The 17,205-nt window shown below is 46.3% G+C and carries 18 protein-coding genes and 1 pseudogene; 5 read left to right on the top strand and 14 right to left on the bottom strand.

The window, feature by feature from the left end; translation table 11 throughout:
* Positions 1-73: 73 nt before the first annotated feature.
* Both PVOR_RS14735 and PVOR_RS14730 read right to left on the bottom strand, forming a co-directional pair.
* Positions 74-1,196: pseudogene (locus PVOR_RS14735) on the bottom strand (NAD(P)/FAD-dependent oxidoreductase).
* Positions 1,197-1,395: 199 nt separating this feature from the next.
* Complete coding sequence (locus tag PVOR_RS14730) at positions 1,396-1,770, bottom strand: VOC family protein (RefSeq protein ID WP_006210095.1); 375 nt, start codon at positions 1,768-1,770, stop codon at positions 1,396-1,398.
* 381 nt (positions 1,771-2,151) lie between these two features.
* On the opposite strand from PVOR_RS14730, the gene PVOR_RS14725 reads away from it, so the two are divergent.
* From PVOR_RS14725 to PVOR_RS14715, 3 genes are all read left to right on the top strand, one after another.
* On the top strand, positions 2,152-2,847 hold the full coding sequence (locus PVOR_RS14725; protein ID WP_231888063.1) for a DUF1796 family putative cysteine peptidase: 696 nt from the start codon (positions 2,152-2,154) through the stop codon (positions 2,845-2,847).
* Between the two features lie 251 nt (positions 2,848-3,098).
* Entirely contained in the window at positions 3,099-3,494 is a 396-nt protein-coding gene (gene mscL, locus PVOR_RS14720; RefSeq protein ID WP_006210093.1) for a large conductance mechanosensitive channel protein MscL, read from the top strand.
* 208 nt (positions 3,495-3,702) lie between these two features.
* A complete protein-coding gene (locus PVOR_RS14715) occupies positions 3,703-4,149 on the top strand; it encodes an OsmC family protein (protein ID WP_006210092.1) in 447 nt (148 codons plus the stop codon).
* Between the two features lie 61 nt (positions 4,150-4,210).
* Here PVOR_RS14715 and PVOR_RS14710 read toward each other — a convergent pair whose 3' ends face one another.
* The 5 genes from PVOR_RS14710 to PVOR_RS14690 all read right to left on the bottom strand — a co-directional run bounded on the left by PVOR_RS14710 (position 4,211) and on the right by PVOR_RS14690 (position 8,915).
* Positions 4,211-5,008, bottom strand: a complete 798-nt coding sequence (locus PVOR_RS14710) for a polysaccharide deacetylase family protein (RefSeq protein ID WP_006210091.1) — start codon at positions 5,006-5,008, stop codon at positions 4,211-4,213.
* Between the two features lie 99 nt (positions 5,009-5,107).
* The gene (locus PVOR_RS14705) at positions 5,108-5,656 is read right to left on the bottom strand and encodes a DinB family protein (protein ID WP_006210090.1); all 549 of its coding nucleotides are present in this window, start codon (positions 5,654-5,656) and stop codon (positions 5,108-5,110) included.
* Between the two features lie 181 nt (positions 5,657-5,837).
* Entirely contained in the window at positions 5,838-6,989 is a 1,152-nt protein-coding gene (locus PVOR_RS14700; protein ID WP_006210089.1) for an NAD(P)/FAD-dependent oxidoreductase, read from the bottom strand.
* A 68-nt stretch (positions 6,990-7,057) separates the two neighbouring features.
* Positions 7,058-7,771, bottom strand: coding sequence for a methyltransferase domain-containing protein (locus tag PVOR_RS14695; protein WP_006210088.1), 714 nt, complete (start codon positions 7,769-7,771; stop codon positions 7,058-7,060).
* Positions 7,758-8,915, bottom strand: a complete 1,158-nt coding sequence (locus tag PVOR_RS14690) for a type III polyketide synthase (protein ID WP_006210087.1) — start codon at positions 8,913-8,915, stop codon at positions 7,758-7,760. The genes PVOR_RS14695 and PVOR_RS14690 overlap by 14 nt, the downstream gene beginning before the upstream one ends.
* A 192-nt stretch (positions 8,916-9,107) precedes the next feature.
* On the opposite strand from PVOR_RS14690, the gene PVOR_RS14685 reads away from it, so the two are divergent.
* Together PVOR_RS14685 and PVOR_RS30360 are read left to right on the top strand one after the other, a co-directional pair.
* A complete protein-coding gene (locus tag PVOR_RS14685; RefSeq protein WP_006210086.1) occupies positions 9,108-9,404 on the top strand; it encodes a hypothetical protein in 297 nt (98 codons plus the stop codon).
* Positions 9,401-9,571: a hypothetical protein gene (locus PVOR_RS30360; protein ID WP_234972912.1), complete on the top strand. Its 171-nt coding sequence runs from the start codon at positions 9,401-9,403 to the stop codon at positions 9,569-9,571. Before PVOR_RS14685 ends, PVOR_RS30360 begins: the two co-directional genes overlap by 4 nt.
* 15 nt (positions 9,572-9,586) lie before the next feature.
* Here the strand turns inward: PVOR_RS30360 and PVOR_RS14680 are convergent, their stop codons facing one another.
* From PVOR_RS14680 to ltrA, 7 genes are all read right to left on the bottom strand, one after another.
* Positions 9,587-10,036 carry a DUF1569 domain-containing protein gene (locus PVOR_RS14680; protein ID WP_006210084.1) on the bottom strand — a complete coding sequence of 150 codons (450 nt, stop codon included), beginning with the start codon at positions 10,034-10,036 and terminating at the stop codon, positions 9,587-9,589.
* Between the two features lie 25 nt (positions 10,037-10,061).
* Positions 10,062-10,535, bottom strand: coding sequence for a DUF4181 domain-containing protein (locus PVOR_RS14675; RefSeq protein ID WP_231888060.1), 474 nt, complete (start codon positions 10,533-10,535; stop codon positions 10,062-10,064).
* A gap of 93 nt (positions 10,536-10,628) precedes the next feature.
* Positions 10,629-11,153 (bottom strand): hypothetical protein, encoded by a 525-nt coding sequence (locus tag PVOR_RS14670; RefSeq protein WP_006210082.1) that lies wholly within the window; start codon positions 11,151-11,153, stop codon positions 10,629-10,631.
* A gap of 15 nt (positions 11,154-11,168) precedes the next feature.
* Positions 11,169-11,858, bottom strand: coding sequence for an amidase domain-containing protein (locus PVOR_RS14665; protein ID WP_006210081.1), 690 nt, complete (start codon positions 11,856-11,858; stop codon positions 11,169-11,171).
* 349 nt (positions 11,859-12,207) lie between these two features.
* Positions 12,208-13,020: an RNA polymerase sigma factor SigJ gene (gene sigJ, locus PVOR_RS14660; protein ID WP_006210080.1), complete on the bottom strand. Its 813-nt coding sequence runs from the start codon at positions 13,018-13,020 to the stop codon at positions 12,208-12,210.
* A 25-nt stretch (positions 13,021-13,045) separates the two neighbouring features.
* Positions 13,046-14,386, bottom strand: a complete 1,341-nt coding sequence (locus tag PVOR_RS14655; protein ID WP_052649280.1) for a phytoene desaturase family protein — start codon at positions 14,384-14,386, stop codon at positions 13,046-13,048.
* A 309-nt stretch (positions 14,387-14,695) separates the two neighbouring features.
* Positions 14,696-16,468: a group II intron reverse transcriptase/maturase gene (gene ltrA, locus PVOR_RS14650; protein ID WP_234972910.1), complete on the bottom strand. Its 1,773-nt coding sequence runs from the start codon at positions 16,466-16,468 to the stop codon at positions 14,696-14,698.
* Positions 16,469-17,205 lie beyond the last annotated feature (737 nt).

The raw sequence follows: 17,205 nt of genomic DNA, 5'->3' as shown, positions 1-17,205 counted from the left end.
TTCCTACACTACAGAGCCGATATGAGAAGGAAGCGCTGGCCCAATGCCAGTAGCTGTCTGATGCCTTAGTCTATCAATCCATCGCTTTGCGCAGATCATAGTCATGTAGATCAATATCGAGCGTGTCTCCTAGTGCTAACTTTGCCAGTTGGCTTCCTATAAAGGGTCCCATGGTGAGTCCGGACGCTCCAAGTCCGTTTGCCGTTATAAGCCCTTTCCAGCCCGGAACAACGCCTATCACAGGAAGGAATCCGGGCGTAAACGGACGAAAACCCACCCTGACCTCTTGAAAAGTGCTGTCGGCTAAACCCGGTGCTAATTCAAGCCCTTTATTGAGGATTTCCTGCATACCGCCTGCCGTTACTCTAGTATCATAACCTTCAATTTCATTTTCATGGGTCGCGCCTATCACGATTTTCTGTTTATCAAAAGAGAGCAGATATTGATCTGTAGGCGGTATGACTACAGGCCAGCTGCCTGTCTCTTGCTCACCCTGAATTTTCACGTGCATGATCTGAGCTTTTTGATAACTCACCTTAAAATGAATACCTAGGGGCTGGAGCAGTTGGTTTGCCCAAGCGCCTGCACAAACAATGACTTGGTCAGCCTCGAAACGATCCGTCCCGACCGTTACTCCCGTTACTCGGTTTGCCTGATACACCAGCGAGGCATCCCCGCTGATCAGGACAGCCCCGTTTCTATGCGCGGATCGGATTAACGCATCACGCAGCGCACGACCATCTATCCTTGCAGCACCGCTAATATGAACCGATTGATAACCTTCTGCCAGCAAGGGAAACCGCGTCATGGGTTTCTGTTTCATTCAACCGGGTGATTTCACCGATTTCCGGAGCATCTGCTTTTCGTTGATGTGCCCGCTCCTCCATCTTTCTGATTTTGTCCAAATCCGCATGAATGCTAAGAGCACCAACCTGAGCATAGCCGGTATCTGTCTCTCCTTCGCTTTCCAGCTCATGGATCAACCCGGGATAGAAACGCGCACCGGCCTTAGCCAGCTGGTACCAAGCTTGATTGCGCCTTTGCGATAGCCAGGGACAGATAATGCCAGCCGCAGCATCCGTCGCTTGCCCTTGATCCTGACGATCTATGATTAGGACCTCTGCTCCCATTCTCGCTAACTGATATGCTGTTGATGCCCCCAGGATCCCTGATCCGATGATGATGACTTTCTTCATAATTACATCCCTTTCCTAAATCACTGTATCCATTATAGCGAATACAGTCTGAAAGTATAATGGCAGCGTGTGCTCCTGCGCACCACCCTTATCGTTGAACGCAAAAAAAGTCGCCGATCCCGGCGACTTCATCATACTTCTATACTCTTGAACTCGGACGAGCCTCTTATACAGATACCCGTTATATTTTTTCAACCCATTACTTTTCCATTACGGCAAAATAGTTATCTTCCTCATCAGCAAAATTGAAGACTCTGCCGGAAGGCAAATTTACAATTTCACCGACCTTGACATTCTTATTCGACAAGTCACTCATTAATCCATCGAAATTTTCCGTGTAAAACATTAAAGAAGGCGTCCCCAGATTTACGCCAGGCGAGAATTTTGCGACAAGTTCCTTATCATGCAGCACGATGCTGGTTTCCGAGCCCTTTGCAGGAGCAATTTCAATCCATTTCATCTGATCGTTGCTTTCTTCGGAAATGACATGAAATCCTACCTTCTCTGTCCAGAACTTCACTGCCTCATCCTGGTTATTCACATACAACATAATTTTTCCAAGTTGGCTAATCATCATCTTTCCACTCCCTTATGTAAAATGAATATCCAATATCCAATGCTCCTAATTCTCTCCATCGTAGTGATTTCTGATACCTGTTGTGATAGTTCGGTTCTATAGTATCATTCCTCATAAATGCCAAGCCCGCATACACCAGGCAGTCTACCCTTTCTAACTCGCCTGTGTCACTACCTGAATATTATAGCATGTACACAACGTCATAGTTTCTTATGAATTGCTCATTTTTATAAATTTCTACAAAATTAGAGTTCACGCATCCGTACTTGACCAAAAATAACAGAAATCCTTATAAGAATGGGCTCCCTCTTACCTATGAACATCTAATCGAAGTGACAGCAAGCCGCATAGGATAGATTAGATGGACAAGAGAGTGTGGTGACGAATTTGAAACTGCAAGACGTCAAAGGTGCTTACGATGTAATTATCGGCTTGGGCAGTTGGTGCGGACCTTCGCTTTATTTGCGGCAACGTGGACTGAGAAGGTTTGCCTTCCCGCTGGACTGGATGATATCCAACTCGATTTCGGATGTCAGCCGATTATTGGACAATCGCTTCGTTGGATTTATGGATCTGGAGCAGCTGCAGAAGACCAAGGGTACTTCGGCTTTGTTGGAAGATGGAGTCGCTGTTTTGTCTGAAGGAAATCAGGTGTATCAAGATGCCCATTTTATTCTGGATACCCGGTATAACATCATATCCGTGCATGATTTCCCCGTATTGCCTAACCAGGATTGGATGCATTCGTACGATGTTTACAGAGGAAGACTCAATCATCGCATCGATCGATTCTTCAGAATTCTTGAACATAGCGAATCCGTTTTATTTGTCAGGTGGGGGGAAGTGACCGCCGACGAAGCAGCCGAGCTGCATGCGGTGTTATCTTCGTTAGTTCGCGGCACATGTAATGTTCTCTTCCTTCAAACTCTTCTCGATTTGGAGAATGTACAAGAAATCGATTGGGGAATGGACGGTATTTGCACGCTGCAGGTCCCGGACAGCCGCCCGAATGATATATCCATTTGGAATTATGCGCTTGATGGCCTCCGTTTGACCAATCGCTGGGGGATGTAACAGCGGAACCATAATAAGAAGGTTACCGGAAAGATAAAAAGCTGCCGCTGAATGTGGGGGACGGGACTGACCCCCGAATAGCGGACAGCTTTTTTAAGTTCATCATTCAAGAAAAGGCTTTGAATTTGCCTGATAACGTTACAGTTTTCTGCCATTTTGATCTTGCGCATTTGGCAAGTTGCTGATAGGATAATTCGAGTGGCGAAAGTGGTACATGCCTCACATTATGGATTAAAAAGCAGGTGAATAAAATGAATTTGTTAAAAGAATTTAAAACCTTTGCGCTCAAGGGAAATGTGCTTGATTTAGCCATCGGGGTTATTATTGGTGCTGCCTTCGGCAAGATCGTATCCTCGTTGGTGAGTGATATCATTATGCCGGTAATCGGGCTGCTGCTTGGCGGAGTGGATTTCTCCGGGCTTAAGGCTACGATCGGAGATGCAACGCTGACATATGGCGTATTTCTTCAAACAGTTGTGGACTTCCTGATTGTCTCCTTCTCGATCTTCTTGTTCATTCGTATGCTCAACCGTTTTAAACAGAAAGAAGAGGAAAAGCCCGAAGAGCCTCCAGCTCCATCCAAGGAAGAGTTGTTGCTGGCCGAGATCCGCGATTTGCTGAAGCAGCAGAACCAAACGGGTAATTAAGCTCTGCAACTGCTGAGAGTGTTTTCGTTAACTACGAGAGCACTCTCTTTTTTTATGGCTTCACTCTCCCTCACCCATGATTGGTGTTGACAGTTGATGATTCCAAACCTATAATCCTCACTATACCTAGTTAAATAGTATATATTAAAATAATGGAGAACCTGCCTATCCGTACTGAGACTGTTCTCACAAAGAGGAGTGTAAAAGCATGCCAAATGTTCAAACATTCAAAGCAACTGCCCATTTAGAAGAAGGCGTTCGAGTTGTGACCCAAGTAAGACAATTTGAATTGGTTATTGACGAGCCAAAAAGCCTTGGAGGAACTGACACCGGAATGAATCCTGTCGAAGCATTGCTTGCCTCCCTTGGGGCATGCCAATCCATTGTCGCCCGGGTTTATGCTTCTAAATTCGATGTAGTTCTGGAGGATTTCAGGGTAGATGTAGAAGGTGACCTGGATCTTGACGGATTTTTCAACCGATCCGAGGTACGCCCCGGATACTCCGATATTCGATACACTTTTTACATCAAGACTCCTTCGCCAGCAGAAAAGGTCGAGGCCTTTGTGGAATTTCTGGAGAGCAAATGCCCTGTGGGCGATACGATTGCCGAACCGGTGAAGCTCAAACGGAATCGCGTCGTTATTGAAAATTAGAAGAATACATAAAGGGCTGCAGAGTTGCACGAAGCAACATGACAGCCCTTATTCGCTACATTTAAAACCGCGTGATCTCACCCGCTTTTATTTCCAGCGACTCTCCTTCTACACTAACCCAGACGGTCTGAGCACAAGGGTTATGGATCATCCGGCTATCCGCTGAGAAGCGAAGCTGTTCCAGTACGCGGCAATAGGCAAAAATTTCAGCATTCGTGGCATACCAGATATCGTCCCGACCAGCAATCTTCTCTCCGAATCGATCAACCAAATCCCAATTCCGATCATTCTCGAATTCATAACTATGACCCCAAACGTACAGAATCGCCATCCGTGAAAATCTCTGCTCCATATGTACAAACTTCTCAGCATAATCCACCATCTCCATATGATGACAAGTCGGATGCCAGCGAAGCCACTCATCCGGCTTATGGAATAAGCCGTGGCTGTTTACTGTGCGGGCATATTCGATGCCAAGGGAACGCAGCAGGCCGACCACTTGATCGTTGTAAGTGCCAAACGGATAGCTAATTCCCTTTACCGGATAATGGACCAGCGATTCCAGCCTTTTCCGGTCCTCCACAACCTGTTCTATCGCTTGCTCCAAAGGCGTCTGGTCCAGGAAGGGATGATCCACCGTATGCGCAGCCACTTCATGTCCACGATAAAGAGACTCCACCTCCGTTTCATCGATATACCCCTCCTTCCCGAGTGTTCCGCTGTTTAAATGAAACGTACCGCGTATCCCGTAATCATTCAGCTTTTCTACCAATCTCCGATCATATTCACGCCCATCATCAAAACTAAGCGTCAATGCTTTTTTTGCGCCGCCCGGAAACCGATCAAATTGTATGCGCATTCAAGAACCTCCCTGAAAATGGATTCTTATTGGCACGATGCATCTCCTTTCGCACCGATTTCATTTTCATTATACGATGCAATGGGTCCATGAATTGTATTATTTTTTGCTAACAGCATACAGGAATCGGCAGTAACCGATCTCGGCCGCATTTTTCATAAGTTCAATATTGAGCCATGCGAGCAGCTCATGGAATGGCCTATCTTCGAAGGGCCATCGTGTTCGTTCCATGGAAAGCAGCGCTTCCCCCGGTAACCCAGCCACTTCACGCTCCCATTCGTCCTTTAACCGGTTAATCCTATCCCTGGTCTCTTGTATGTTCCCCATAGACAGGACCTCTTCACGAGTCAAGGTTCCACTGCCAAACGAATGATCCAAAACCATGGACCACCAGTATGTGATATGCCAAGTTAGCCAGGATATACTTGGCGGGCCAATCTCGTACTCCTCGGTTTCCGGCCAATCCGTACGCCAAACTCCAGATTCGTGATACACGTGAAGTCCCTTCATAGCAGGTCGCGAGTGAAACTCTTCGTCTTGCAGCCCAGTGAGATGAATGTTGAGCATCTGCCATGATATTTGAAACTGAAAATCAAGTGTGCTTCGGATAAGCTCGTTCGGGTTTGATATAGGATGTCCCCCCTGCACGACACTCCACCTCCATTTTAAATAAACAAATCAGACTTTTGTCTTTTAAATTATAGACATAATATTATAACGTCTTATTATTGTCAATAAACAAACTAAGTTATGATTCGCTAGAATGTTGAAATTGAAGTTCGGCGACATATGAAAATAAAAAAATAAAAAAGCCGCTAAAACGCGGCTTTTACCGTGTACTCATGCCTGATTCGGATAACCTGGTTGCTTTCACTAAATAGGACGCCAGTCCAGGAATCATCCGTGTAATGCCAGGGTAGAACCGATTGGTTTTGGCAAAAGCGAGCTTCTGAATTCTTCTCGCCCTTCGAAGCAGCTGCGTAAAGGTATCATTGGCCTCCTTGGTATACTCCTTCTGCCAATCAAGATAGCTGAGTTCTCCCCTGAGGTACTTGTCGGTCCAGTGAGAACACAACAGCGAAGATCGCAGTGCAACGGACATCCCGTCCCCGCACAGAGGCGGAAGCATAAGCAGTGCATCCCCGATATGCGGATACTCAGACCATGGCTCTGGCGTGTCCGACAAGTGGAGCGGCGCAATCGATACCTGGGTTCCTGGAACAGGCGTCCCAGCGGCGATTCGCTGGACTAGTCTTCCGTTCGTCAGGGAGGCAGCATGTAGAATTTCCGGAACCGATTTCCCGCTCCCTTGTACTGCGTCCAGTGTCAGCAATGCGGCAACATTGACCGCTCCATTCTCGATCGGCGACATCCCGACATAACCACCCTCGCAAAAATACAGTTCGACCCGAGGAGGCAGCGTAATTCCGCTATAGTGGGATTTCACACCAACGTATACGGTATCATCCTGATTATCATCGGAAGCCGTAACGCCACGAGGCTTTTTTGTACCGTATGCGCCGATTACAGCTTTGGCCTGATATCGAAAACGCTCATTCCCCTGCCTCGTTTCTACTTCATACATCTGATGCTCCACCTTCTGAATATTCATTACGGTTGTTTTGGTGGCAATATGCGCACCCGCTTCCAATGCCTTCTCATGCAATAGAGCATCCAAAACATAACGACTGATACCATAGGCTTGCCCGGGTAATGGAGCTGTTATCTCGCCGCCTTGAGGCATGATGATTCTGGCATGCTCCATGGTGCCGGGGTTAACCTCATGTCCGAGCAGATGGATACCCAAGTATTCAAGCATTTCCCTGGTCTCGGGTGACATGAATTCACCGCAGGTCTTATGGCGCGGAAATTCTTGACGATCCAGCAGCAGAGTACGGTGACCTTGCTTGGCAAGCTGCAGCGCACAACTGCTGCCTGCAATTCCTGCTCCGATGACGATGACATCCATTTCCTTCGACATGTATGAACACCACCTTTTTACTCTTTCATTAGCACGTTGCCTTTTACTCATTAGGTGACAATTTCGTCTTATGATTTTGGAATCACGACGGAATAACGGAACAAAGGCTTCCATTCGTAGGTCATCGTTTCGTGGTTAAGCTGCTTCTTTAACTCTCTCCAATCCCTTCCTTTGAAGCCCTTGGCAACCGAAAGCGGACCATCGTGCCGAATGTAACGATTGCGCGAAATCATCCGCGTAGTAATCCATACGGCCGTGTAGGGTACCAGGTGGCGATGGATATCACTGATAACGACTCCATGAACAGAGGCTCTCAGCATATGCGACACGATATCAATCAGCTGCTGCCCATTAAAATGGTGGACGAACTGGGAACCGGTCACGATATCTGCCGATGCAGCCGGCAGTTCCTTGACATCAGCACGCCGTACATCAACCCTCGGCTCATCCCGGAATAGCTGCTTGGCCTCGTCGCATGCCTCCTCTGTCATATCGACAAGCGTTATTTTTAGCTCGATGCCCTGTTGATCCGACCATTGCAGCAGCTTCTGATTAACATCGCCCGATCCCGCACCCACATCCAAAACACTAAGGGTTCCAGGACTACCCATCGTTTTCCATAACTTTTCCACACCGGCCAGGGTGGGTCCCGGTGCCGCGAATATTTTGTTCAGCCGCCTTAAATGCTGAAGTGCTTCGCTCAGCTCTTCCCCTCCCATGGAGAAATCATCCATAAGCTCTTCTTCCTGTGCCCGCGAGGACAAAGCTCTAAAGAAGGACATGGTCCTGCTCCTTAACCGATGACGAGTAAGCCTTTACATAGTTAAAACGCATGAGCTCTGCTGTCAGGCCGGGTCCGAAGGCCATGGCTACACCTTCCGTGAACGTCTGATTCTGCGCCTTCATGTCCTGGCGCATGGCATTCAATACAAACATAATGGTGACCGATGACAAGTTGCCCGCAGTTCTTAAAATCTCTCTGCTGTATTGGGTCTGCTCATCGCTTAAGTGCATAACTTCCTGCACGGAATCCACAATGCCCCGTCCGCCGGGATGGATGGCCCAGAGTTCAGGGAGCTTGTCCCCCTCCAGCAATACACGCAGCTCTTCTTCCAGGTGAGCACCGAGCAGCTTCGGAATACGGGGAGATAAAAAGAGATCAAAACCGGTATTGCCCACCTCCCATGTCATATCCTCCGTTGAATCCGGCAGCAGAACAGAATAACCTGAACCCAGCTTCAGATAATGCTGGTGATGAGATTCAGGAGGGCCGATGACACAGGAGGAGGCGCCGTCTCCGAAAAAAGAGGCTGCAAATAACGCTTCTCTCTCCTTCACCGGCTGAAAATGAAGAGTACAAAGCTCCACGCATACGACCAGTACTTGCGACCCTGGAGCTCCTTGAACGACATCTCGTGCCATTTGGATCGCTTTAAGTCCAGCGGCGCATCCTTGAAATATCAGCGGCAGACGATTGACGCGCGGAGACAGTCCCAAATGCCGAATCAGCATAACATCCAAGCCCGGCTGATATTGACCCGTGCAGCTGACTGTAATGAGATGTGTAATCCGATCCGGTGCCATGTCGGCATCTTTCAGAGCCTTCTCGGCTGCTGTTAAGCCAAGCGGGAGTGCCTCTCTCTTGTACTTATCCATTCTTTCCTCTGTTGTCGGAACGGCTGACTCGTCATGGGAAGGCAGATAACGGCATGCTTCCAATGGATCCAGATAGTTCGATTCGCAAGTATAGCGTGTCTCGACACCGCAGGATCTGAATACTCTTCGGGCGAAGCGCGCCAGATCGGATCTGTTCTGCAGCGTAGATGCAATTAATTCTGCAATATCCGATTGTGCTACGGAATGTTTCGGCAATGCCGTACCCATCCCGAGAATCGCAGCATCGGACATACCGTTTGTTTGTTTCATGCTCAAACCTCCTGCATTGTCTTGGAATTATTCATGATTACCCTTCCCCGGGCATTTTGAACGCGTTCAAGACTCATTGAGGTTAGGATAACCCGAACTTGGCGAATTATATCCAATTCAAACCATGCCCTATAACCTCTCAAGGATAACTAGCGCCCCAACTCCTGCTTCCTCTATGACTGGAAGGATGAGATGCGAGAGGAATTGAACACCGCGGAACCTGACGATAAGCGTGAGTTAATGGTACAGATCTGGTATCCGGCCAGCCCATCGGCCAAAGGCAACAAGGCACCTTACGACGCTTACCCCGATATTTTTGAAGATGGATACAGCCAAGCGCTTCATATGCCTAAAATGTTATTCAAAAACCTTGGCTTGATCAAAACGCATGCCGTAGAAGGAGCTGAACTCTCGGATACGGCGCCAAGAACCAGACACCTTCCAAATCGAGCAGCTGGCAAGTCACGGGTATATTGTTATCGGTATTGATCCCTGATGGACGCGTAGTTTATTTCTCTCCGCTTATTGATAGCGGCTACGAGTATTTGGATCAATTGAATAAGGTCTGGGTGGGGGATGCGATATTCGTGCTCGATCAAGTGGAGAAGCTGGCGAAGAATGATCCAGACCAGCACTCCAAATCACCTCGCGAGTAAGCGTTTTTTTATGTATTACACACCAAATTGTTTCAGATGATGATCCAGGTGCTTGTATATTCCTTTTCCCCACTGCTCCGGGGTCAGTTTACCGAAAAACGGATGGGGATGCGATGTGCATTTCTCAGTTCCATTTTGTTGGAATAATATAATTTTCTCCTTCAATTGTTCTCTTTCCGTTTCAAAATCTCTTGGATCTGCAATCAATATTTCCGGAATGCTGGACATATTACGGGGTACTGGCTTCTCATTATATAAAACAGGCCTCGCAAACCTTCCAACGACCATACCCAACCAGCCTCTTGGCAGGTTCGTGATGCCGCTGGCTATGTCTTGGAACGCGGAGTTGTGAGCCAGCATTTGCGTTACATTCATTTTTCCCCATAGCGGCTGTGACAGCGGGCTTAAACGATCTATTCGGTTCAGTATTTCGGTCATATCCGTAGGATTGAATATATTTTTCATGGTTCCCTGCCCCTATAATCCAGAATTAATATTTTAACAAAAGGATTAATATCATCAACCCTGTGAACGAAAATGAGATTGTTGCCAATATCATGGAAACCCGGTGGCGCCTCGCTTCCGGAATATGCTTCCATTCCATGTAACCACGAAAGCAGAAGGCCAAGGTCACTAAGAACGGCCATAACGGATAAGGTTCGCTTCGATCGATCATCCATATTAATGCTATGATTACAATCATTAAAATCCAAGAACCAATAAGATACCGTTTATACCCAGGTGTATCACGCATTTCTTCTTCCCCAACATCCGTGACCTTATACTGGATCCATTGAACCACCATAATCGTAAGAAGCATGAATGAATACAAGCCTTCCATTAACGCCATCCCTCTTTTCAATTTCAAAAAAAACGCTGCGACACGTAAGAAAACAAAAGGCCCATGCTGGATTGGTGTACAATGGGAGTTATCACACACCCATTGTACAGCAGAACCCAACATGAGCAACTCTCATCTTAGCATAATGGAACCAGAACCACTAGATATTGCATCTACTGCGAATCGCGCAGAAAGGCCTGTAAATCTGCAGGCAAGTTATTGTTCCGGGTACAACTCTTGATTCAGTTCACTTGTTGCTGCCATGAACTGATTCAATAGGGATTCGCCAGCATCAGATTTGTTCAATGCCTGGTTTGTGGCCAGGTTTTCAAATTGAGTTATCAGTTCTCCTTTTTTCTCCAGCTCTTTCAAAACTCGCTGCACGAGCGGGTCTTCAGAATTCTGCTGGTCCGCATAATAAGCACTTTCAATTGCGTACAGGTCTTTATAACCTGCAAAAACTTCGTTAAATTCATCAAGGGCGCTTTGTGGATGGAGTTCATTGTCTAATTCACCAGCCCTGCTCTCCAGCTCCTTAAGCTTCTGTTCATCCTCTGTTGTGGCTCCAGGTGCATCCGCAATTTTTTTCTGTGCTTCATAGCTTTCGTGTGCATAGGAAACCTTCTCTTGCAGGTTCGGACTGTTTGCATCAACCTTATCCGCGTTCATGTTAGCCCATGTAAAACCTCCAATGGCCAAAACGCTGCAGACAGACAGAATGATCCACGTGTTTTTCTTCAACTTTTCTCAGCTCCTTTAGCTTTTGATTTTGATGGATACGATCCACGAACCGTAAGCGACATAAGATTTTAACGAGATATCCTTGTTCCATGTTCCATTGCTAACAGAATGTTGTGCAACCTTGAGATCGTTTCCAGGTCCATAACCGTTTACCATTTGTGAATGGATCGTATGTCCGGCTGAATTCACGTGTTGGACAATATCTCCCCGAAACAACTCATTGTAGATGGGTTGGAAGTTATTGCTTAATTCCTGCGACGTGTATTTGGTTGCCCTGTAGGCCTTCTTTCCACCTTGGTCGTTTATAACTGCAAAATGCTCTCTGAATTGATGTGCCCCCGTCCAAGAAGAAGTTCTTGGATTTGTAGACGGCGGAACATGAGGGCCATAATAGTACCAATCCACCGTATTTCTATTCTGTCCTTTGGTTCCATTAAATGGCAGTCCGCCTCCTTCATACAATGCTTGGGATACAAAGTTAGTGCAATCTCCTCCATCGCTGTTACTCCCATAATTAGCATAACTAGGATTCGCTTGTGTTGCCCATGTTTCTGCATAGTCGGCGGCGCCGCCGCGGTCAAACGAGCTATTGGTACTTGTGGAATTCGTGAACATGACTTCTGCTCCGAAAGCTTGTGTAGACATTAATAACGTGGAACAGGCAACAACAGTGGCAACAAATGCTGACTTCAACTTTCGTTTCAACTAAAATCCAGCCCCTCCCGTGACTCTCAGTCTAGCTAATTGTAAAGCTAATCCGATTATGTAATCACGAGTTGTCCGCCTTACCCTTAGCTTAAGCAAAGAGTGCTAAAATTTTTATATTGTAACAGGACAACAGGAATTCTCACATTTAAGATGTTCCCGCTGAAACCTGGCACAACTGACCTTCTTGTAATATAGACGCTTATAAACAGAGAAAAGTTATACTGAATTGTAATTTTTTTACTAAATATTTATTCCTCTCCCATTAATAGATAGATATTATGAAATAAGAGACCCTTGCAGCAAAATCGCTGAGGGCCTCTTCAACCAGTTTTTTGGGGATTGCATCTTACAGATTAAAATGAAGCAGCTTCTCGGGATTCATGACAATATAAACATTGGAGATAAGATCATTCTCAATCTGTATCGAAATAACCGAAAATGTAAAGGGACCCGTCTTGATAACAATACCCGGAAGAGCGTTCACTTCACGAAGCTCGCATACGAAATCCTGCGGTACTTTAGGCCGAATCGCCTCGAAATAGCGAGCGACGATTTTGGAACCGACAATCGGCCGGAGAGCGGCTTGCGCTTTTCCACCGCCGTCGGTGTATAGAGTGGCATCGACCTTCAGAATATCCAGAAGTAGATTCATATTGCCCGTCGCAAGTGCCTGAATGAAGGTCTCGACATGACGCACACCCACAGCTCTCACCTCAGACCGCGTTTCCGGTTGCTGCGCCAAACTTCGGCGTGCCCGGTAATCAATCTGTCTGCAATTTCCTTCGCTCTTGCCAACAATCGTGGCGATCTCGCTAAACGGCAGGGTGAATACCTCTCGGAGCAGAAATACGATTCGTTCCATATCTGAAAGCTGATGCAGAAGGAGCAAATAGGCGGTTGTTAGTGACTCCTTAATAATGTACTGATCCATAGGATCATCGCTAACTGCTGCATAAGGCTCTGGAAGCCAGGGACCAACATACGTCTCACGCTGCCTGCTGGCCGACTTCAGCTTGTTGAGACATCGATTGACCGTCATTTTGCACAAATAGGATTTGGCATTACGAATTTGCGTACCGTCCCCTTCTTCAAGCGAAAGAAATACGTCCTGCACGATGTCCTCAGCATCCATAACACTGCCCATCATCTGATATGACAAAGAAAATAGCAGATGCCTCCATTCGTTATACCAATGTTCGGTTTCTATTGCGGCTCACCCCAGTCCTGCGTTCATCATCATTGCGTTTAATAATAGCATGTGCCGCTCGTTTGGCACTTGCGAACGCGGCGTCCGCCAATACTTCTCCATGGCTTACCCAATCTCCTGCCACATATAACCCTTCCACTTCCGGTACTGCCGGACCCGGAGGGGGATCACTCTTGTCGGTGGAACGAAAATCATGAACGACCGTAATTCTTGGCAGATACTGCCGCGCAATCTCCTCGCTTCGCCATCCCGGATGCATTAAATCCATCGCTGCCTCAAGCTGCTGCTCATTATCCTGCGGATTCCCAGCATGTTCACCAAGCTGCTTAACGAGATGAATGATAAAGCTTCCATCATCATTCAATCTGGCTACAGATGAAGGACTGTTATAAAAAATTGGCGCATCCAGCCAGAAACCGGCAATGTAAGATCGGTTTTTTGGATTCGGAAACCGGCGAAGCACTAAATCCAGGCAGGCAGCTGCCATGGGCCGAGTCTCGTTCTTCCAACGGAGCAGACTCGTCTTCTCCGCGCCCCTTACCAGCTTGCATGCTTGTTCAGGACTTCCTGTCATCATCACGTTTGGAACAGTAGTCGTTCGGTTGTCTGAAAAATGAACGATCCACGCCGACTCGTGTTGAACAACCTCAGCAACACCCAGTCCGGTTGCCATGACAACGCCTGCTCGCGAAGCCTGCGCTTCCAGTTCGTTGATGAGCGATACCCATCCCCCATCGAGATAAAACGCTTTACCCGCAAACGTACGCTGCAGTTGACGTACAGCCTCTCTTGCCCCATGAAGGCTGGGATCGGGCACGAAGGAATTGGATCGGCAGATCGAGTAGACGATGTGCCGGATCATCGGGTCGTTAATTTCCCGCTCCGCCCACTCTCTTAACGTCAGACGTTCCAACTGCCCCGTTTTGATTCTCCCAAGCTTTATCATGAACCGAACGAGCTCGGCCTTGCCGGATAACGAGAGTAAACGTGAGGTAAGCAGCTTTACGGGGCCCGTAGGAATGTCATACACTTTACGATTCCAGATGCCCGCAACGCGCGGAGGAGGGTTGGCTCCAATCAGCTTCACCCCTAACTCATTCAACACCGCCTCCCCTTCCCCATCCTGGTAAAAAGCATGCACGCCAAGATTCAAGGCTGCCCCTTTCTTCTTCACCGTCATCGCGCGTCCCCCAAGCCGATTCGATTTCTCGGCCAGAAGAACGGAGAGACCTGACCGCGCTAAATAAATAGAGGCAGTTAGACCTGCCAGCCCACCGCCTATAATGACAACATCAAAGGTTTTATCCCATTGATCCACCTTCATCACCTCTTCAATTTTATAGTTAAGACAATTGGAGGCGATCATTTGTTACAAACCAATTCTTAAAATCACGAAAAATTTTAGCATAAAGCCAAAAAAAGCCCCGATTTACACGGCAGCTCCAGGTCTATGTATTCTCATTCGTCTGACATATTGTAATGCATGCTGGAATTACATGATGAACACCTCATTCTTTGAAAACGTTCCTGATATAATAGAAATAGGTAAGGGTTTGATACGATCACCGCCTTTTCCCCTTCTCCGCACCGTGCGTGCGACTTTCATCGCACACGGCGCTCCATCTTTTTAGATTTTTATATCAATAGGTTCCAAGTTACTCATTTTACGGTACTGGTTGATCTTCTGAATTATGGATTCAGAAATTTCAATGGTAGACATGAGTTTAACAATCGTCTCCGGTATTGATGCATGAATTATTTTATGGATATCTTTGTGTAGGATTCGTAGATTTTTGTACATGTCCGTTCCTCCAAGGTGAAGGGGTTGAAGGTGATGACAATGTATTTCATCAGCGGTAAGGAAGACGCCTGAAATTTCGCATTTCCCCGCCTTCATACTGTATCTACTCAACCTGTTATCCAGATATTCGATGCTCCGATCCGGGATGTTGGACTTCATGAGTTTAATAATCTCAGAATTTATGTCCGGATTTAATTTCTTATGAAGTAGTGTTCTACCTTCAGATGTGAATGGGTTTAGATCTTGTTGAAAACATAAGTTGTTCATCGTTTTCACATCTCTTAAAGGGAATAGGAATACTCCTGCAACTTTAAAAGTTCTGTAGTTATTCTTGTAGAACTTTTTGTAGGTTGGTGGTGGAATATCTGGATGTTGATATTTCCCGATTGCTTTTAGACGATTGTAAGTGAATGCTTTCAGATCATAGGCAAGTCGTGCGAACTCAACACTAACATGTGTTGCTCGTGAGAAGTACCTGTGGATTCCAAGTACAAAGCTATTGAACAAGAGTGCATTTTGTGCAGTGGGCGATTTGTGTATTGTTTTGATTCGATCTTTTGCTTCCTTCTTGAGCTGTTCTTTCTTTTTGTTGTTTATGCCCGTGTATGCTACTCTCTTTTTTCCTTTTTTCTCAGCCCATATAGTGAACCCTAGGAAATCAGATTTTCGTTTTCTAAGGTTCACGATTTGTGATTTTTCGGGTGAGATGTCAAGTTTAAGACGATCCTTGAGATAGAGTCTGACTGCATGGTACCACCTATGGGCTGTCTTCCAATCGCGGCAGAGTATTTTGAAATCATCTGCGTATCGAACAATGTAACCTTCTTTGAGGTTGGTTTTCTTGAGTGCTCTAATTCTGTGAAAGTTCCCCGCATACGCATATTGTGTTTCAAAGTTTACCCATTGCCCAGCTACCCATTGGTCCAAGTCGTTTAGTACGATATTGGATAATAGTGGTGATAAAATTCCACCCTGTGGAGTGCCCTTTAATGGGGTACCTTCTCCTTCAATCTCAGCTTTTAGCATTTTGCTGATGATTCTCAGTACTCTTTTATCCCTTATTCCCATGTTCCATAGCTGTTTTAAGAGTAATGTGTGATTAACATTATCGAAAAACCCTTGTATGTCTACGTCTACAACATAGTGGAGGTTCGCCATATTAATTAAATGTTGCACTCTGGCAAGGGCATTATGTGCTGACCGCACTGGTCTGAAGCCGTAACTATGTTTGTAGAAATAAGCTTCAGCAATGGGTTCAATGACTTGTTTGAAGCATTGCTGAATGATTCTATCGGTTATACAGGGAATACCCAGCGGCCTTTTTTTCCCGTTAGGCTTGGGGATATGGACTCGTCTGACTTTCTTTGGTTGATAATTCAGTAGCCTTCTCCTTATTAGGAGTACCATTTCTTCATCAGTTAGTGTCTTTAGGTTATCAATCGTTTTGCCATCTGTTCCGGGTGTAACCGAGCCTTTATTTGACTTTATGGTGCGGTATGCCAAAAGGATATTTTGTTTTGTTATTATTAGGTCGTAAAGATTGTTAAAAGCTATCCTTTTTTGAGCGTTCTCATATAGGTCAGTAAAGGTACTCGTCATGTCGTAGTAGTCCCAGTAACGTAGAGTTTGCACTGTGGCCTCACCTCTTTCAGGAGATTTCCCACGTTCCTACCTGATCGGTGCAATTCACTTTTTGGAAAATTGATATTAATTTAAAAAGACTTGAGGCTGTTCCTCCACACCCATTACAGGTATTTCATCGGTCGTGCCTCTACTCTCACAAGGATTAGTACACTTCGGCATGTGTTCTGCCTTATAGTAGACGTCTGGGATGGCAGTCCGCTATTACGACGTTCCTTGCTTTCCTTGTTCCCTGAGACCTAGCTATTTGTGCTGAGCCTTAGGTGCCTCCTTTGAGCCTGTGGACTGGATATCGCCTTAGTTCGATATAGCGTATTTCCTAGATCACAATCGTACTTTACGCCATCCACCCTGATCATTGGTCAGGACATATGTTTCCATATGTTATGAATATAGACCCGTACATTCGGAGGTTCGTCAGATCCTAAGATCATTCTCACCATAGCTAACTTTTCAGCCATCCGGCATATCAGTTGGCATACCTTCTTAGATAAGTGGCTCTAGCCTTCTTTCTGCCGACTTTACCTGTGCTTCGAACCCAACACGCTGCCCGTGTTACGCACGCAGGAGATTAATGGGATTGTTTCAGGAAACCTGGTCCCCTCATTCCAATCCTCGGTCACAGAGTTAGACTTAATTCATTAAGTCTCCGCCTTTCCCTTTATAAACCGGTTATAGCAGAACAAGTCACTCGT

Origin of the sequence: Paenibacillus vortex V453 (assembly GCF_000193415.1) — a bacterium.
In the GTDB taxonomy this organism is placed as follows: domain Bacteria; phylum Bacillota; class Bacilli; order Paenibacillales; family Paenibacillaceae; genus Paenibacillus_AQ; species Paenibacillus_AQ glucanolyticus.
Note: the sequence above shows the minus strand (reverse complement) of the source record. Positions and strands in the feature narration are given on the sequence as shown.

Excerpts from the sequence above, each read along its gene's own strand:
- PVOR_RS14730 (WP_006210095.1), bottom strand. The coding sequence starts at position 1,770 with ATGATTAGCCAACTTGGAAAAATTATGTTGTATGTGAATAACCAGGAT.
- mscL (WP_006210093.1), top strand. The coding sequence starts at position 3,099 with ATGAATTTGTTAAAAGAATTTAAAACCTTTGCGCTCAAGGGAAATGTG.
- PVOR_RS14715 (WP_006210092.1), top strand. The coding sequence starts at position 3,703 with ATGCCAAATGTTCAAACATTCAAAGCAACTGCCCATTTAGAAGAAGGC.
- PVOR_RS14710 (WP_006210091.1), bottom strand. The coding sequence starts at position 5,008 with ATGCGCATACAATTTGATCGGTTTCCGGGCGGCGCAAAAAAAGCATTG.
- PVOR_RS14700 (WP_006210089.1), bottom strand. The coding sequence starts at position 6,989 with ATGTCGAAGGAAATGGATGTCATCGTCATCGGAGCAGGAATTGCAGGC.
- PVOR_RS14695 (WP_006210088.1), bottom strand. The coding sequence starts at position 7,771 with ATGTCCTTCTTTAGAGCTTTGTCCTCGCGGGCACAGGAAGAAGAGCTT.
- PVOR_RS14690 (WP_006210087.1), bottom strand. The coding sequence starts at position 8,915 with ATGAAACAAACAAACGGTATGTCCGATGCTGCGATTCTCGGGATGGGT.
- PVOR_RS14685 (WP_006210086.1), top strand. The coding sequence starts at position 9,108 with ATGCGAGAGGAATTGAACACCGCGGAACCTGACGATAAGCGTGAGTTA.
- PVOR_RS14680 (WP_006210084.1), bottom strand. The coding sequence starts at position 10,036 with ATGAAAAATATATTCAATCCTACGGATATGACCGAAATACTGAACCGA.
- PVOR_RS14675 (WP_231888060.1), bottom strand. The coding sequence starts at position 10,535 with ATGTTGGGTTCTGCTGTACAATGGGTGTGTGATAACTCCCATTGTACA.
- ltrA (WP_234972910.1), bottom strand. The coding sequence starts at position 16,468 with ATGACGAGTACCTTTACTGACCTATATGAGAACGCTCAAAAAAGGATA.